Source organism: Ruegeria sp. CDSA020 (assembly GCF_059612345.1).
Map to the genome: position 1 here is coordinate 1 of NZ_JBXWQK010000008.1, position 14,502 is coordinate 14,502.

Sequence of the window (14,502 nt, forward strand, 5' to 3'; positions counted from 1 at the left end):
CAGTGTGTCCCAAGCGCCTCAGCAGCGCCGGTGAAGGGGGTTCTAAGCATTACAAACATACACCGCAAGCAGAAAATTCCCGAAACTCGCGAAAATCTTCAGAACTATTATTTAATGAAATAAAACAAATACTTACAAATACTACCAGGCCCAAATACGGCGACCAACCGCCAAAATGCGTACGGAAAATTGTGTTTCGCACAGGCTTACCGAGAGACTCAGGCCGAGTCGGGCGGAATCGCACCCCGGAATCGGCTCATCAGGGTCGAGATCGGTAGGCGCAAAGCAAGCAAAGCCAAAATCACGGACAAATAGATCAAGGGTTCGATCTGAAATCCTTTGGCCTGCATTACATAATGCACGCCCCCCAGAACTGCTGCCGGATAGACCAAACGCTGAAGCGCGCGCCAGCCCGGGCCAAGCTGCCGTACTGAAAAGTTGTTCGACGTCACGGCCAGTGGCAGCGTCAGAACAAATGCCGCCATACCCACAGTTATATAGGGGCGCTTCAGGATGTCCGCCCAGATCTGCCCGGGGGCCTGCACATCCAATACCAGCCAAACCAAAAGATGCAGACTGATATATATAAATGTCAAAACGCCCAGCGCCCGCCTGAACTTGATCAGGTTCACGCCGACAAACCTGCGCAGGGGCGATATAGCCAGAACAACAATCAAAAACTGCAATGCCAGTTTGCCGTACTTATGCTCTAGAGCCTCAATCGGGTCGGCACCCAAACCTCCGGTCAGCCCTTGATAGAACAGCCAGGGTGCCGGCAGGACCCCCAGCAAATAGACGGCCCAAACAGGGATCCGACGGAATATCTGGTTCAGCGCGCTCATACTCTCAATAATGCTTGGACAGATCCATGCCTTCGTAAAGCCCGGCGACCTCGTCCTCGTAGCCATTGAACATGAGCGTCGGGATGCGCTTGGCAAACAGCCCACCGCCGATTTGACGCTCCGAGGCCTGCGACCAGCGCGGGTGATCCACATTGGGGTTCACGTTACTATAGAAACCATATTCGCGCGGACCGGCCATGTTCCAGCTTGTCGGTGGCTCAACATCTGACACCGTAATGCGAACGATCGACTTGATGGATTTGAACCCGTATTTCCACGGAACCACCAGACGCAACGGTGCGCCGTTCTGGTTCGGGATCGGCCGGCCATAAATACCAGTGGCCATCAGGGTCAGCGGGTGCATTGCTTCGTCCAGCCGCAGACCTTCACGGTACGGCCAGTCCAGAACCGGATACTGAACACCCGGCATTTCATCTGGACGATAAGCGGTTTCAAAGGCCACGTATTTGGCGCCATCCTGAATACCGGCCATGTTCAGCAGGTCGGCCAGTTCAAACCCGTTCCAGGGGATCACCATCGACCAAGCCTCGACACAGCGAAACCGGTATATCCGTTCTTCGACGGTCATTTCGGACAGGATGTCCTTGAAATTGTAATCGCCGGGCTTGTCCACCAGACCGTCAATCTTGATGCTCCACGGCTCAGTAACAAGAGTATAGGCGTATTTTGCAGGATCTTCTTTCCGCGTACCAAACTCGTAATAATTGTTATAACCGGTGATCTCTTCCCAGGTATTCGGCTCCAGCGCCTCTTGCGCGGCTGCCCCCTGCGCCAGCCCTGCCAATCCGACACCCGCCATCCCGGCCATCATCTGGCGCCGGTTCAGAAACGCCGCCCGGGGGGTGACGTCGGCATGTGTCAATGTGTTGGTCCAGCGATGCGCCATCTAAGTCTCCGTCTTCATACATCCTCTGAGGTGAGGTAGTCCGCTGATAGCACAGAGCCAAGGAAACAGGCCTCACGATTGAGCGACCAGTTTGTAACGTATCAGGGGGGGGTGAGGCTGTTGTCGCGGCACCACCTGTGGTCACCACCTTTACAACGCAGGCCTCAAAAATGCAGGCTGGGCCGCAGGTATAACCAACAAGGGAAAAGATGGACGACCCATCCAACGATTGAAATCCACCAGTGGGAGAAGAAGAATGTGTGACATCTGCGTTATGAATGCCGTCAAAGATCGAATGCTGTCGCGGCGGAGTTTCTTCAAAGCTGCGGCCGCCACGAGCGTTGCGGCTGCGACCACCGGAGCGATTGCACCAGCAGCGCTGGCCGCAGGTCATGGCGGGGTCGAGGACATGACCCATACGCTCAGCCCCGACTTTCCGACCTGGGGAGGCGAACCCGGCATTTCCGCCGAACAGGCGTTCAACTTCGCGGATCACGGCTTTAACCTGTTCAATCTGTCGATCAACGAACATACCGGCACGCATATAGATGCGCCCCTGCATTTTTCCGCGGATGGTATGTCGGTCGATGAGATACCGGTGACTGATCTGGTTGCACCGCTTTGTGTCGTCAATATCGCCGCCCGCGCGGCCGAAGACGCCGACACCCGCGTTACCCCGGACGATCTGAAGGCGTGGATTGCGGCCAACGGAGACATCCCCGACGGCGCTTGCGTGGCGATGCATTCCGGTTGGTCCGGCAAGACCGCCACGGACGGGTTCCGCAATTTCGACGGTGAGGCGCAGCACTATCCCGGGTTTCACGTCGAAGCGGCGCAGATGTTAATGGAAGACACCGGCGCGCGGTCGATTGCGGTGGATACCCTGTCGCTGGATCACGGCATGTCTGCTGATTTCGCGACCCACTATGCCTGGCTGCCCTCGGGTCGGTTTGGCATCGAATGCCTTGCGGGCCTGGATCGGGTTCCGGCCGCGGGGGCCACGCTGGTCATCGGCGCACCGAAACATGCTGGCGGCACCGGAGGTCCGGCACGGATATTCGCGTTGGTCTAAAGCCACGATGCACTAGTGATGCAGCATACCTTCAAAGCACGGACCGATGCCCAAACCCATTGCCGAAATCACGCATCGTTACGATACAGCCGCGCCCCGGTGGCGGGACAAGATGCGCGCGCTTGGGTACTATGATGGCTACCTCGAATTCCTGACCTCGGGATTGCCTGTCGCTGACGACGTGACACATGTGGTCGATATTGGGGCTGGCACTGCGTCCTTCGCCGAGGCCTGGGTAGCGGTCCACGGAAAACCGGCCAGGATAACCTTACTTGAACCCAGCGCGGGGATGATCAGGCAAGGCCAAAAGGCTCTGCGGGCGCGGGGGGTCGAACCAGAACTAGCCCAAGGGGTGCTAGGTAATGTCAATCTAGACCCCGTGGGCGTAGCTCTTGCGGCCCATGTGATTGAACATTGCGCAGATCCGTCCCAAGCCTTGCAAGACATTCACAGACTGCTGCGCCCGGGGGGTCGCCTGTTTTTGGTGGTATCAAAGCCACATTGGTGTAACGCCATCATCTGGTTGCAATGGCGACATAGAACGTTTCAGCGCGCGGAGATCTTAGAGCTGCTAGATGAAGCAGGTTTTGATTGCGAAACGGTCTATTCTTTCCCATCTGGCCCACCCTCTCGGACAAGCCGGGGGTTAGTCGCAAAAAAACGCGGGTAAATTCAAGAATGGACCCACCAGTCAAGCGGGTCCATTCAACAATCAGTTTAGGTTCAATGCACCACGGCATCATCCGGTCGTGGTCGCTCAGACGTGCCCAGCCGATCGCCTATGATCAGGCCCTCGGCCCCGGCGGTGACCGGAATAGACTCGCCATCCTTGATCTCACCCGCCAGCAGCGCCTCGGCCAGCGGGTTCTGCAAGGCGCGTTGGATCACGCGTTTCAGTGGGCGAGCACCGAAGACCGGGTCATAGCCCTCGTTGGCCAGCCATTCCTTAGCCCCGTCGTCCAGAACCAGCTCGATCTTCCGCGCAGCCAGACGTTTTTGCAGGCGTGCCATTTGGATATCGACAATGCCATCCATATCACCCCGTTTCAGGCGGTCGAAGATGATCGTTTCGTCCAGACGGTTCAGGAATTCGGGCCGGAAATGCGCCCGGACCGCATCCATCACATCCCGCCGTGCCTGTGCACTGTCGGCACCGTCGGGCAACTGGCTGAGCGCCTGAGAGCCGAGGTTCGAGGTCAGGATGATCAGCGTCTGCTTGAAGTCCACGGTGCGGCCCTGACCATCGGTTAGCACACCATCATCCAGTACCTGCAACAGCACGTTGAACACATCCGGATGCGCCTTTTCGACCTCGTCGAACAGCACGACTTGATAGGGCCTGCGCCGCACGGCTTCGGTCAGCACACCGCCTTCGTCATAGCCGACATAGCCTGGAGGGGCGCCGATCAGACGGGCAACCGCGTGTTTCTCCATGAACTCGGACATGTCGATGCGCACCATCGCGTTGTCGTCGTCGAACAGGAAGTTTGCCACGGCCTTGGTCAGTTCGGTCTTACCCACACCGGTTGGTCCGAGGAACAGGAACGAGCCGAGCGGGCGGCCTTCGTCGTTCAAACCCGCACGCGCACGGCGCACGGCGTTGGAAACGGCAGTGACGGCCGCATCCTGACCGATCACGCGGGAATGCAGATCGTCTTCCATCCGCAGCAGCTTTTCGCGCTCACCTTCCAGCATTTTCGAGGTCGGGATCCCCGTCCAGCGTTCGACAACGCTTGCGATCTGTTCGGGGCGCACCGTTTCTTCGGCCATCATCTGGCTGCTTTCGGCGTTTTCGGCTTCGGTCAGCTTCTTCTCAAGCTCGGGGATGACGCCATAGGACAGCTCACCCGCCTTGGCGAGGTTGCCTTCGCGCTTGGCGATTTCCAGATCGGCCCGGGCCTTGTCGAGCTGTTCCTTCAGATCGCGCGCACCAGCCAGCTTGTCACGTTCGGCTTGCCACTGTGCAGTCATCTCGGCGGATTGCTCCTGCAGATCGGCCAGATCCTTTTGCAAGGTTTCCAGACGATCCTTCGATGCCGCATCATCCTCAAGCTTCAGCGCCTGTTCCTCGATCTGCATCTGCAGAATCTGACGATCCAGCTGATCGAGTTCTTCGGGCTTGCTATCCACTTCCATCCGCAAGCGAGCCGACGCTTCATCGACAAGGTCGATAGCTTTATCGGGCAGGAAGCGATCAGTGATGTAGCGATGCGACAGGGTCGCTGCCGACACCAAAGCCGAGTCAGAGATACGCACACCATGGTGCAACTCGTACTTTTCCTTGATACCGCGCAGGATGCTGATCGTGTCCTCGACAGTCGGTTCCTGAACCACAACCGGCTGGAACCGGCGCGCCAAAGCCGCGTCTTTTTCCACGTATTTGCGATACTCATCCAGCGTGGTGGCACCGATACAATGCAGCTCACCCCGGGCAAGCGCAGGCTTGATCAGGTTGGCAGCATCCATCGCGCCGTCGGATTTGCCCGCGCCCACCAGCGTGTGCATCTCATCAATGAACAAGATGATTTCACCGGCGGCTTCGGTCACTTCGGTCAATACCGCCTTGAGGCGTTCTTCGAACTCACCACGGTATTTCGCACCTGCGATCAGCGCACCCATGTCGAGCGCGAGCAGCTTTTTATCCTTTAGCGATTCCGGCACATCCCCATTGATGATGCGCAGGGCCATACCTTCGGCAATCGCTGTTTTACCCACGCCGGGCTCGCCGATCAGAACGGGGTTGTTCTTGGTGCGGCGCGACAGAACCTGCATCGAGCGGCGGATTTCCTCATCCCGCCCGATAATCGGGTCGATCTTGCCCTCAGCCGCCGCTTCGGTCAGGTCACGCGCGTATTTCTTGAGCGCATCATAGCCCTCTTCTGCCGAGGCGGTGTCAGCGGTGCGCCCTTTGCGGATGTCATTGATGGCTTCGTTCAGTTTCTGCGCCGTCACCGCGCCATCTTCCAAAGCATCCTTGGCTTTGGATTTCACCATGCACAGCGCCATCAGAATACGTTCAACCGGCACGAAACTATCGCCTGCCTTGGTGGCGATCTTTTCAGCTTCATCCAGAACTTTGGCGGTCTGACCATCCAGATAAACCTGGCCCGCATCGCCGCTGACCTTTGGAATTTTGGCCATGGACGCATCCAGTGCGTTAACGACACGGCTGGGCGCTCCGCCTGCGCGGGTGATCAGATTGCTGGCCAGCCCCTGATCATCGTCCATCAAGGCTTTGAGTATATGTTCAGGGGTCAACCTCTGGTGCCCCTCGCGCATCGCAATCGTTTGCGCTGCCTGCACGAAACCTCGTGCCCGCTCGGTGAACTTGTTCAAGTCCATATTTTGCTCCTTCTCTAAGCGCCCTGTTTTGACGCGCCCGCCTGGCAGCGCGCGTCGGTCTGGGCCTCACATTCAATCTGGGAAATATCTTGCCCGGTTCAAGGGGTCTGCCAACAGAATCCAACCTACCGACGCGGCACAGAATAAACTGTATACCCCCCAGTTTTCGCGACAGAACGCGCACCGTACATATCGACAAGCGATTGCGCCGCATCGCTGCCCGTCGGGCAGGAAACCAGATCGGCGGCGTCATCCAGAAAATCCACGGTAAAGGCGGATTCCCCCGTAACCTGACAGTCATCATCCATCGAACGATAACCGCCAATCAGCCGGAGGTTGTCGTTTGTCGGAGACCTCAGAACTGTATCAGCAGCCTCTTTTTCCAGCGCCATGTCCTGACACCCGGCCAGCATCAGCCCCGCGCAGATTGCGATAGTGGGTTTCGTAAACTGTCTCATTCCGAATTCCGTCCCAGTTGCACAACGCGATAATAGCACAGTCGGAAACCTCTGCCGTGATCTGAATCACGCAAGGCGCGCATGGACAGATGCGCACGAAACCGTTAGGACGCAGACGTTTGCCAAAAAGGAGCCCCCAATGTCCGATGACCGCCTGATTGTAGCCCTTGATGTCCCCAACGCCCTGGACGGTCTGGCCTTGGCCGAGCGGCTGGGGGACAGTGTCTCATTCTACAAGATCGGTCTGGGAATGCTGACAGGGGGCGGGCTAGCCCTGGCGAACGAGTTAAAGCAGGATCAGGGCAAGCGCATCTTTCTGGACATGAAACTGTTCGACATTGGCAATACGGTGGAAAATGCGGTGCGCGGTCTGGCACAGTTCGATTTGGATTTCCTGACCGTACATGGTGACCCGCACGTGGTGCGGGCCGCCAAAGAGGGTGCGTCTGGCAAAGACCTCAAGATCCTGGCCGTAACCATCCTGACCTCGTTGAACCGGGATGATCTGGATGCCAGCCTGCTGAAGTCTGGCGATGTCCAGGATCTGGTCGTCGAACGCGCGGCCAAAGCGCTGGAGGCCGGCGCCGATGGCGTCATCGCCAGCCCGCAAGAAGCCGCGCTGATCCGTGCCCTGCCCCAGGCCGAAAACCGCTTGATCGTGACACCCGGCGTTCGGCCCACCGGTGCCGCGTTGGGTGATCAGAAACGGGTCGCAACCCCGGCAACTGCTATCGGTGACGGCGCCGATCACATCGTAGTGGGACGCCCAATCTATCAGGCACAAGACCCTAAAGCCGCCGCAGAAGCGGTGCTTGCAGAGTTAAATTCCTTATCCCGACACTAGGGCAATCCGGCTAAATCAGGCAAAATTATTGCCAGAATAACCCGCAAACAGTTGACCTAAGGTCACTTTTCACCCGATCCGCGCCAAATCGTCCCTGTGCCCCAAAACACACATGCAAAACACGAGTTTCCACTGTGTGAACTGGGTTCTATCGAAAAATTCGATTTTGAGAGAATCTAAGTAGGTGATACTCCCCGCGGACCATCTCTTCCTGAGGTCCGTCACCTCCCCCCGCCACTTTGCGGGGGGCCTTCTTTTGGCAGATCTGGTTCCTACCCTCAATGCGCGGGTTTTGCCCGTGGCAAGCGGATGATATAGTCACCGAACCTTACGGACCGCATGGAAGACGGGAAAAGAAAATGCCCGGCCTCTGCCGAGATTGCCTGACAGAACTGACGAAGGAACGCCGCTGCCCGGACTGCGGCAGCCCGCGCGTCAAAACGCATCCTGAATTGTTTGACCTGTCCATCGCACATATGGATTGCGATGCCTTCTACGCCTCTGTCGAAAAACGGGACAATCCGGAGCTGGCTGACAAACCCGTCATTATCGGGGGCGGCAAGCGCGGTGTTGTGTCTACGGCCTGTTATGTCGCCCGAATTCGCGGCGTCCGTTCGGCAATGCCGATGTTCAAGGCGTTGCAACTATGCCCCGACGCTGTCGTGATCAAACCGCGCATGTCGGTCTATGCCGAGGCTTCGCGCCAAATCAGGTCGATGATGGACGAGCTGACTCCGATTGTTGAACCGCTGTCCCTGGACGAAGCGTTCATGGACCTATCCGGCACGCAACGTCTGCACGGTGCGCCTCCCGCCGTCATGCTTGCACGATTGGTCAAACGGATGAAGGACGAGTTGGGGCTGACCGGGTCAATCGGGCTGTCACATAACAAGTTTCTGGCCAAGGTCGCATCCGATCTGGACAAGCCGCGCGGATTTTCGGTGATCGGCAAGGAAGAGACATCCGCGTTTCTGAACGACAAGCCAGTGCGCCTGATCTGGGGCATAGGCCCTGCGGCGCAGGAATCGCTGGACCGCGCAGGCATACGCTTGTTCTCGGACCTGTTGCGCTGGGACCAAGAGGATCTGACCGCGCGGTTTGGCTCCATGGGCTACCGGCTGTGGCATCTGGCCCGCGGTCAGGACAAGCGCCGGGTTTCGGCACATGAACCAATGAAGTCCATCAGCAACGAAACGACCTTTTTTGAAGATACGGCCAATGCCGACATTCTGGATGGGCACCTTTGGCGGATGGCGGAAAAAGTCTCGGATCGGGCCAAGGCCAAGGGGCTGGCCGGGCGGGTTGTGACGCTCAAACTGAAACGGGCCAATCACAAACTCATTACGCGACGCGTTTCTCTTCGCGATGCCACGCAGATCGCCGATCGGATCTATCGCACAGCACGGGCGCTGTTTGATCAGGTTGGTGATCAGGGCCCCTATCGGCTGTTGGGGTGTGGCCTGTCGGATCTGTGCCCCGAGGATCAGGCGGATATTTCAGGGGATCTGCTGGATCCGGATGCCTCGCGCAGGTCGCAGGCCGAACGCGCCACGGATGAGATTCGCCGCCGCTTTGGGACGGATGCCATCGTCAAAGGACGTGCCCTGCGCTGAGGTTATTCGGCTGCAAGCTGCAGCGGCTCAGGCCCGATCCGCGCAATATCCATGATGATTTCGCCCAGGGTCTCTTTGAAGGCAGCGAAATTGTCATTCGGCTCGATCCTGCTTTCATCCATATACAGGGATCTGTCGATCTCGATCTGTACAGCATGCTGGTGGCGGCTGGGGCGTCCATAGGTCTGGGTCACATAGGCCCCGGCAAACGGCGTATTTCGGGCCACGCTCAGACCCGCCGAGACGAAAGCGGCCTCTATCTGTTCGACGACCTCTGGCGCTGCAGAGGCACCGAACCGATCCCCCAGCACGATCTCGGGACGTCTGGAATTGACTGTTGACGCAAGGGCCACGGCTTCGTGCGGCATCGAATGACAGTCGATCAGAATCGCCTGCCCGAATTCCTGATGCGATTCTGCCAGCAACGATTTGATCCGGGCATGATAGGGACGCCAACAGGTATCGATTCGCAGACGCGCCTCATCCATGGTCAGCTTACCGCGATAGATTTCTCGACCATTGGCGACCACACGCGGAATCACCCCCAGCCCGGACGCTACCCGCGGGTTATGGCCTTGGCGGCGCGCGCCCTGAATAAGGGCTGGATCCAGCTCTTCTGCGCTGCGGTTCAGATCGACATAGGCGCGTGGCATCATCGCCGAAATCAGTGGCGCACCATGGTCCGCCGCTGATGAAAACAACTGATCCACAAAAGCATCCTCGGAAGAACGAATCACATCTTGGCTGAGAACCGACCGCTTCATCAGCCCATTTGGATAGTTTCGACCGCTATGCGGAGAGGAAAAAACCACACAGGACGTGCGCTTGGCAGGCATATCCAGTAGGTAAGCAGCGTTTTGCATGGCGACTCCTTGTTCGCACCAAACATAGACCGGAAAATAGTTCTACCAAACCCCTTGAACCCTTTTGCGACTCCTTTTATAGACCCCGCTACCGGCGCGGGGTTCCGCGCCCCATTTCGTTATGGGGTTGGCCACGCGACGGTTTCATGGGCGGTTAGCTCAGCGGTAGAGCACTTCGTTGACATCGAAGGGGTCACAAGTTCGATCCTTGTACCGCCCACCATGAACTCACTGCTTCGGATTTCCGGGGCACCCGCAAACCCAGGCGCTGGCCACGTCCTTGATGAAGGCGCCGCAGATTGGAGACAGACCCATGAAGGTCAAGAACTCGCTCCGCTCGCTCAAGAACCGGCACCGTGATTGCCGGGTTGTGCGTCGCAAAGGCCGCGTCTACGTGATCAACAAGACGCAGCGTCGGTTCAAAGCTCGTCAGGGCTAAGAACTGCACATACTGAATTCAAAGAACCGCGCCTTCGGGTGCGGTTTTTTTGTCCGGCATTTCAACCAGATGTAATGCGGACGGAACTGCAGGAATTCGCTCAGAAAGTTCGGTTCTAAGATTCAACGTTGTGATAGGGCGATCTCGTGCTACGCTTTCCGTGATTTTATGACGGGAGGTCGGATTGGCCAACGATGATCTGGACAAGATATTCGGAACAACTCTGACCGACATGGTAGCCGATATAGGCCGCAGTGTGGCCCAGGCGGCCGAACAGCTTAGCATTGATCAGCTGAAAGCGCTGAAGAACTACCCCCAGGAACTGCGCGATCTGGGCATCCCGCCGGTCTTTTACCACATGCAGGATGTCGACGTGGAGCTGAAGGTTGTCATGGAGATGAGCACTTCCACCGAAGAAGGCCAGCGCAGCAGGATTGGCACCTTTATTTTTGGCCCGAAGCTGACTCAGACAGACACGCTCGATTCCAAAAGCGCGTCCACGATGCGAATGCGTTTCGCGCCCGGTCCCGTAGATGAGAGCAGATCTTTGGATGGCAATGATGGCAACTAAGAAAGTCAAAGCCCCCAAAAGAGCGCCCATAGATGTCCGCGTCACCGAGATGCCCGAGGCATTCACCACTCTGCTTCAGTCACTTGAAAACCGCATGACGGCAATGGAGGCGCGCGAAGTCGCGCTGCTCGAGACGATCAACGACCTGCAAGAACGGATCGACGATCTGGAAGAAGGCAGCGGCGGCATGTTGATGGGCGCGGGTAACCCGGTGATGAACCCGATGGCCGAGGGCCGCGCGACAATGGGAGCGGACGATCCTGACACACAGGTCGTCAACGCGCAGGAATTCTCGCAAGCCCTGGGTGAACAGATCCTCGCCGGGTCTGATGGCAGCAGTGATTTCACCATCGACAACGTCAAAGTCGAAGCGGTTGTTGGGTTGGGTCAGGACGGCACCAAAGCCCAAATCGCGACGAATGCCCGAAAGCAGGCGATCAGCCAGAACGCATCCAAAGTCACTTTTTCCGTCAGGAGGCGGACCGCCACGCAAATTATTGAGAAAGACTGAATTAACAGAGGAGATTGGAAATGAGTATCGGGCAGGAACTGCTAAACGTCCCGTTTGCGGAAATGGTTCAAAAGCTTGCGCTTTCCGTTGCCGAGTCGCAGACCGAGTTGGATCGACATTCTACAGATGTCGCCAAATATATGGCCGATCAGAAGATCCAGCTTCCGGACCTGTCCAACCCCAATGGCCCCCCCAAAGAATTCAGTTTGGTTTCCATGGGCTTTCTACCCGCATTCTACGCGGTGCAAGAAGCCGAAATTGAGGTCAAAATGGCGATCTCAATGACCAAGCAAACCGAAAAAGCGGGCAGCGCTTCGGTCAAAGGTGGTTGGGGCCCTGTCGCAGCGCAAGTCAATGCCAGCTATTCCTCGCGCTATGCGTACAGCCAAGAAGGCGCAAGCAGGCTGACCATCAAACTGGCCCCGGCCGATCCGCCGGTCTTGCTGCAGAAATATATGGAAGCTGTCACACAGGTCATGCTGAAAAAAGAACCGGTGTTGACCGACGATCCAGACCCTGAGCCGGCCCCCGCACCTGTCCCGGACCCGTCTCCGACTGAACCTGAAAAAAGACAGAGAAAGCGCTAAGCAGCATCTCTCGATCTTTCAGTTCTTAAATCAACACGACTAGGCCAGCCATGACGGCGTAGCCAGGATGGGCTTTGCCGACCCTCAGGCCCCGCTGTGCTGTACCACTTGGTCGGGGCCGGCGACATGTTGGCGGTGATTTGACCAACTAATTTTGTCGGAATTTCTTGCATCCCTCTGAGAATCGTTTAATTGACCATTTCAGTCGGGTTATTACCCGCGCCGATTTTCAATGTTGGGACACATGATGCTGAAATCCTCTACCTGCGTTGCCGCCGCCCTGACGGCCCTGATCGCGACCTCTGCCGCTGCCGAGGGCGAACTGAACCTTTATTCTTCGCGCCACTACGACACTGACGAACGCCTCTATTCCGATTTCGAAGAGGCCACCGGTATAACCATCAACCGCATCGAAGGCAAAGCGGACGAGCTGATTGCCCGGATGGAAGCCGAGGGCGCGAACTCACCCGCAGATATCTTGCTGACCGTTGATACCTCGCGTCTGGCGCGTGCCAAGAACGCGGGTATCCTGCAGCCGGTCGAAAGCGCAGTTCTGGAAGAACGTATCCCCGCTAACCTGCAAGACGAAGACAACCAGTGGTATGGCTTTTCGCAGCGCGCACGGATCATCTTCTTTGACAAGGTCGATGTGACCAACCCGCCCGCGTCTTATCTGGATCTGGCCAAGCCCGAATACAAAGGTTTGGTCTGCATCCGGTCGTCCAGCAACACCTATAACCAGACCCTGCTGGCCTCGATCATCACAAACCACGGCGCGGAAACCGCCAAGACCTGGGCCGAAGGCATGGTCGCGAACATGGCGCGCGAACCGCAAGGCGGCGACACTGACCAGCTGCGCGGCATTGTTTCGGGTGAATGCGAGATCGCCGTTTCGAACTCCTACTACTTTGCCCGTGCAATGCGTAAAGACGTCAAAGGCCTGAGCGCTGAGATTGACATGATCGGCGTCCAGTTCCCGGCGCAAGAAGCCGAAGGCGCGCACATGAACCTGTCCGGTGCCGGCGTGGCCGCAAATGCCCCGAACAAGGACAACGCGATCAAGTTCCTAGAATACCTCGCCAGCGATCAGGCGCAGGTCTATTTCTCGAACGGCAATGACGAATTCCCGGCGGTCGAAGGCGTCGCCCTTGCGGATAACGTGGCAGCGCTGGGTGAGTTCAAAGCCGACGAGATCAACCTGTCCGAGGTCGCCAAAAACATCCCCGAGGCACAGAAGATCTTTAACGAGGCCGGCTGGAAGTAATCTTTCATTCTATCGAGCAGAAGGGCGCAGTTTTCTGCGCCCTTTTTCTATTGTGAAGTTATGTTTTCCAGTCAATAATCTCATATACGAAAATGATTCCCATATACGAGCTATGCCTGATATCCTATCCGACCGCCTTGCAAACCACCTGAATCAACTTCGCCAAACGCGGAGATGGTCGCTGGATCAGTTGGCGGAACACAGCGGTGTCAGCCGGGCCTCTCTGTCGCGCTTGGAAAAGGGGGATGTCAGCCCCACCGCGGAAACTCTGGGCCGGTTATGTGCGGCCTATGGGCTGCCGATGTCGCGTCTATTGATGATGGTCGAGGACAGTTTCGCCCCCCGCGTTCCCTTCGAAAACCAACCCGAATGGCGCGACCCCGAAACCGGCTTTACCCGCCGATCCGTCTCCCCTCCGGCCGTGGGTCTTGGCGGAGAGGTCATGGAAGGCCATCTGCCCCCAGGCGTTGTGATCACCTATGACACGCCGCCAAAACACGGGCAGGAGCATCACCTGATCATGCTGGACGGTGGCCTGACCCTGACCGTGGATGGAACCGCGCATCATCTGACGAGCGGGGATTGCCTGCGCTATCACCTGTCTGGCCCGACACGGTTCGAAACCCAAGCCGACCGAGGTGCTCGGTACCTGATGGTGCTGATATGATCTTACGACTGGCGGCCAATGATCTGAACCAAGCCCTGAACGATCTGACAGAGATACTGCACGCCTGCGTGCATGACGGGGCGAGTATCGGGTTCATTCAGCCATTTCCGTCGGGTGACGCGCTGCGCTATTGGCAGTCCCATGTCTGGCCAAACATCCAGTCCGGCGCGGCCGAGATATTCGTCTATCGTGATGGCGAACGGATTGTCGGCACCGCACAGCTGGTGCCTGCCGCGATACCCAACCAAACGCATCGCGCCGACGTGTCCAAGCTGCTTGTTCATCCCCGCGCGCGACGGCGGGGCATTGGGCGGGCGCTTATGGCGGCGGTTGAGGCGCGGGCACGCGAACTGGGGCGGTCCCTTTTGGTGCTGGACACGCGCAGCACGGACCCGTCGCTCCTCCTCTATCAAAGCCTTGGGTTTGAAATTGCCGGAGAGATTCCGAACTACTGCCGCAGCCCGGAAAATGATCGGCTGGAACCAACAACCTTCATGTTCAAAGACCTTAGCTGAGAGGGCG

The 14,502-nt window shown here is 57.6% G+C and carries 17 protein-coding genes and 1 tRNA gene; 12 read left to right on the forward strand and 6 right to left on the reverse strand.

Translation table 11 applies throughout. The features are described from left to right. Positions 1 to 218 precede the first annotated feature (218 nt). Positions 219 to 842, reverse strand: a complete 624-nt coding sequence (msrQ, locus tag AC2FJW_RS14525) for a protein-methionine-sulfoxide reductase heme-binding subunit MsrQ (protein WP_271951856.1) — start codon at positions 840 to 842, stop codon at positions 219 to 221. A 4-nt stretch (positions 843 to 846) separates the two neighbouring features. After that, positions 847 to 1,749, reverse strand: coding sequence for a protein-methionine-sulfoxide reductase catalytic subunit MsrP (gene msrP, locus AC2FJW_RS14530; RefSeq protein ID WP_496697487.1), 903 nt, complete (start codon positions 1,747 to 1,749; stop codon positions 847 to 849). Between the two features lie 256 nt (positions 1,750 to 2,005). Here msrP and AC2FJW_RS14535 point away from each other — a divergent pair, with 256 nt between their 5' ends. Then, positions 2,006 to 2,821, forward strand: coding sequence for a cyclase family protein (locus AC2FJW_RS14535; protein ID WP_271951861.1), 816 nt, complete (start codon positions 2,006 to 2,008; stop codon positions 2,819 to 2,821). Positions 2,822 to 2,852: 31 nt separating this feature from the next. On the opposite strand, the gene AC2FJW_RS14540 is transcribed toward AC2FJW_RS14535, so the two are convergent. After that, entirely contained in the window at positions 2,853 to 3,068 is a 216-nt protein-coding gene (locus tag AC2FJW_RS14540) for a hypothetical protein (protein ID WP_496750577.1), read from the reverse strand. Here AC2FJW_RS14540 and AC2FJW_RS14545 point away from each other — a divergent pair. Beyond that, complete coding sequence (locus tag AC2FJW_RS14545) at positions 3,012 to 3,491, forward strand: class I SAM-dependent methyltransferase (RefSeq protein WP_496750574.1); 480 nt, start codon at positions 3,012 to 3,014, stop codon at positions 3,489 to 3,491. The genes AC2FJW_RS14540 and AC2FJW_RS14545 overlap by 57 nt on opposite strands. Positions 3,492 to 3,544: 53 nt before the next feature. On the opposite strand, the gene clpB is transcribed toward AC2FJW_RS14545, so the two are convergent. Beyond that, entirely contained in the window at positions 3,545 to 6,163 is a 2,619-nt protein-coding gene (gene clpB, locus AC2FJW_RS14550; RefSeq protein WP_142639513.1) for an ATP-dependent chaperone ClpB, read from the reverse strand. A gap of 125 nt (positions 6,164 to 6,288) precedes the next feature. Next, the gene (locus AC2FJW_RS14555) at positions 6,289 to 6,621 is read right to left on the reverse strand and encodes a hypothetical protein (protein WP_142639515.1); all 333 of its coding nucleotides are present in this window, start codon (positions 6,619 to 6,621) and stop codon (positions 6,289 to 6,291) included. Positions 6,622 to 6,760: 139 nt separating this feature from the next. On the opposite strand from AC2FJW_RS14555, the gene pyrF reads away from it, so the two are divergent. Further along, positions 6,761 to 7,465, forward strand: coding sequence for an orotidine-5'-phosphate decarboxylase (gene pyrF / locus AC2FJW_RS14560; RefSeq protein WP_496703150.1), 705 nt, complete (start codon positions 6,761 to 6,763; stop codon positions 7,463 to 7,465). A 359-nt stretch (positions 7,466 to 7,824) separates the two neighbouring features. Further along, complete coding sequence (locus AC2FJW_RS14565) at positions 7,825 to 9,078, forward strand: DNA polymerase IV (protein WP_496750444.1); 1,254 nt, start codon at positions 7,825 to 7,827, stop codon at positions 9,076 to 9,078. Positions 9,079 to 9,080: 2 nt separating this feature from the next. Here AC2FJW_RS14565 and AC2FJW_RS14570 read toward each other — a convergent pair whose 3' ends face one another. After that, entirely contained in the window at positions 9,081 to 9,941 is an 861-nt protein-coding gene (locus AC2FJW_RS14570; protein ID WP_282022428.1) for an N-formylglutamate amidohydrolase, read from the reverse strand. 148 nt (positions 9,942 to 10,089) lie between these two features. On the opposite strand from AC2FJW_RS14570, the gene AC2FJW_RS14575 reads away from it, so the two are divergent. From AC2FJW_RS14575 to AC2FJW_RS14610, 8 genes are all read left to right on the forward strand, one after another. Beyond that, positions 10,090 to 10,164: transfer RNA gene (locus tag AC2FJW_RS14575), tRNA-Val, on the forward strand. A 90-nt stretch (positions 10,165 to 10,254) separates the two neighbouring features. Beyond that, positions 10,255 to 10,380, forward strand: a complete 126-nt coding sequence (ykgO, locus tag AC2FJW_RS14580) for a type B 50S ribosomal protein L36 (RefSeq protein WP_008562923.1) — start codon at positions 10,255 to 10,257, stop codon at positions 10,378 to 10,380. 184 nt (positions 10,381 to 10,564) lie between these two features. Next, entirely contained in the window at positions 10,565 to 10,951 is a 387-nt protein-coding gene (locus AC2FJW_RS14585; protein WP_496750446.1) for a hypothetical protein, read from the forward strand. Next, positions 10,941 to 11,462: a hypothetical protein gene (locus AC2FJW_RS14590; RefSeq protein ID WP_496750447.1), complete on the forward strand. Its 522-nt coding sequence runs from the start codon at positions 10,941 to 10,943 to the stop codon at positions 11,460 to 11,462. Before AC2FJW_RS14585 ends, AC2FJW_RS14590 begins: the two co-directional genes overlap by 11 nt. 20 nt (positions 11,463 to 11,482) lie before the next feature. Further along, positions 11,483 to 12,049: a hypothetical protein gene (locus tag AC2FJW_RS14595; RefSeq protein WP_282022427.1), complete on the forward strand. Its 567-nt coding sequence runs from the start codon at positions 11,483 to 11,485 to the stop codon at positions 12,047 to 12,049. Between the two features lie 247 nt (positions 12,050 to 12,296). Beyond that, positions 12,297 to 13,313 carry a Fe(3+) ABC transporter substrate-binding protein gene (locus AC2FJW_RS14600; protein ID WP_496750449.1) on the forward strand — a complete coding sequence of 339 codons (1,017 nt, stop codon included), beginning with the start codon at positions 12,297 to 12,299 and terminating at the stop codon, positions 13,311 to 13,313. A gap of 112 nt (positions 13,314 to 13,425) precedes the next feature. Beyond that, positions 13,426 to 13,980, forward strand: coding sequence for a helix-turn-helix domain-containing protein (locus tag AC2FJW_RS14605; RefSeq protein WP_496750450.1), 555 nt, complete (start codon positions 13,426 to 13,428; stop codon positions 13,978 to 13,980). Beyond that, complete coding sequence (locus AC2FJW_RS14610; RefSeq protein WP_496697472.1) at positions 13,977 to 14,495, forward strand: GNAT family N-acetyltransferase; 519 nt, start codon at positions 13,977 to 13,979, stop codon at positions 14,493 to 14,495. The genes AC2FJW_RS14605 and AC2FJW_RS14610 overlap by 4 nt, the downstream gene beginning before the upstream one ends. Positions 14,496 to 14,502: the final 7 nt, after the last annotated feature.

Excerpts from the sequence above, each read along its gene's own strand:
- msrQ (WP_271951856.1), bottom strand. The coding sequence starts at position 842 with ATGAGCGCGCTGAACCAGATATTCCGTCGGATCCCTGTTTGGGCCGTC.
- msrP (WP_496697487.1), bottom strand. The coding sequence starts at position 1,749 with ATGGCGCATCGCTGGACCAACACATTGACACATGCCGACGTCACCCCC.
- AC2FJW_RS14535 (WP_271951861.1), top strand. The coding sequence starts at position 2,006 with ATGTGTGACATCTGCGTTATGAATGCCGTCAAAGATCGAATGCTGTCG.
- clpB (WP_142639513.1), bottom strand. The coding sequence starts at position 6,163 with ATGGACTTGAACAAGTTCACCGAGCGGGCACGAGGTTTCGTGCAGGCA.
- AC2FJW_RS14555 (WP_142639515.1), bottom strand. The coding sequence starts at position 6,621 with ATGAGACAGTTTACGAAACCCACTATCGCAATCTGCGCGGGGCTGATG.
- pyrF (WP_496703150.1), top strand. The coding sequence starts at position 6,761 with ATGTCCGATGACCGCCTGATTGTAGCCCTTGATGTCCCCAACGCCCTG.
- AC2FJW_RS14565 (WP_496750444.1), top strand. The coding sequence starts at position 7,825 with ATGCCCGGCCTCTGCCGAGATTGCCTGACAGAACTGACGAAGGAACGC.
- AC2FJW_RS14570 (WP_282022428.1), bottom strand. The coding sequence starts at position 9,941 with ATGCAAAACGCTGCTTACCTACTGGATATGCCTGCCAAGCGCACGTCC.
- ykgO (WP_008562923.1), top strand. The coding sequence starts at position 10,255 with ATGAAGGTCAAGAACTCGCTCCGCTCGCTCAAGAACCGGCACCGTGAT.
- AC2FJW_RS14590 (WP_496750447.1), top strand. The coding sequence starts at position 10,941 with ATGGCAACTAAGAAAGTCAAAGCCCCCAAAAGAGCGCCCATAGATGTC.
- AC2FJW_RS14595 (WP_282022427.1), top strand. The coding sequence starts at position 11,483 with ATGAGTATCGGGCAGGAACTGCTAAACGTCCCGTTTGCGGAAATGGTT.
- AC2FJW_RS14600 (WP_496750449.1), top strand. The coding sequence starts at position 12,297 with ATGCTGAAATCCTCTACCTGCGTTGCCGCCGCCCTGACGGCCCTGATC.
- AC2FJW_RS14605 (WP_496750450.1), top strand. The coding sequence starts at position 13,426 with ATGCCTGATATCCTATCCGACCGCCTTGCAAACCACCTGAATCAACTT.
- AC2FJW_RS14610 (WP_496697472.1), top strand. The coding sequence starts at position 13,977 with ATGATCTTACGACTGGCGGCCAATGATCTGAACCAAGCCCTGAACGAT.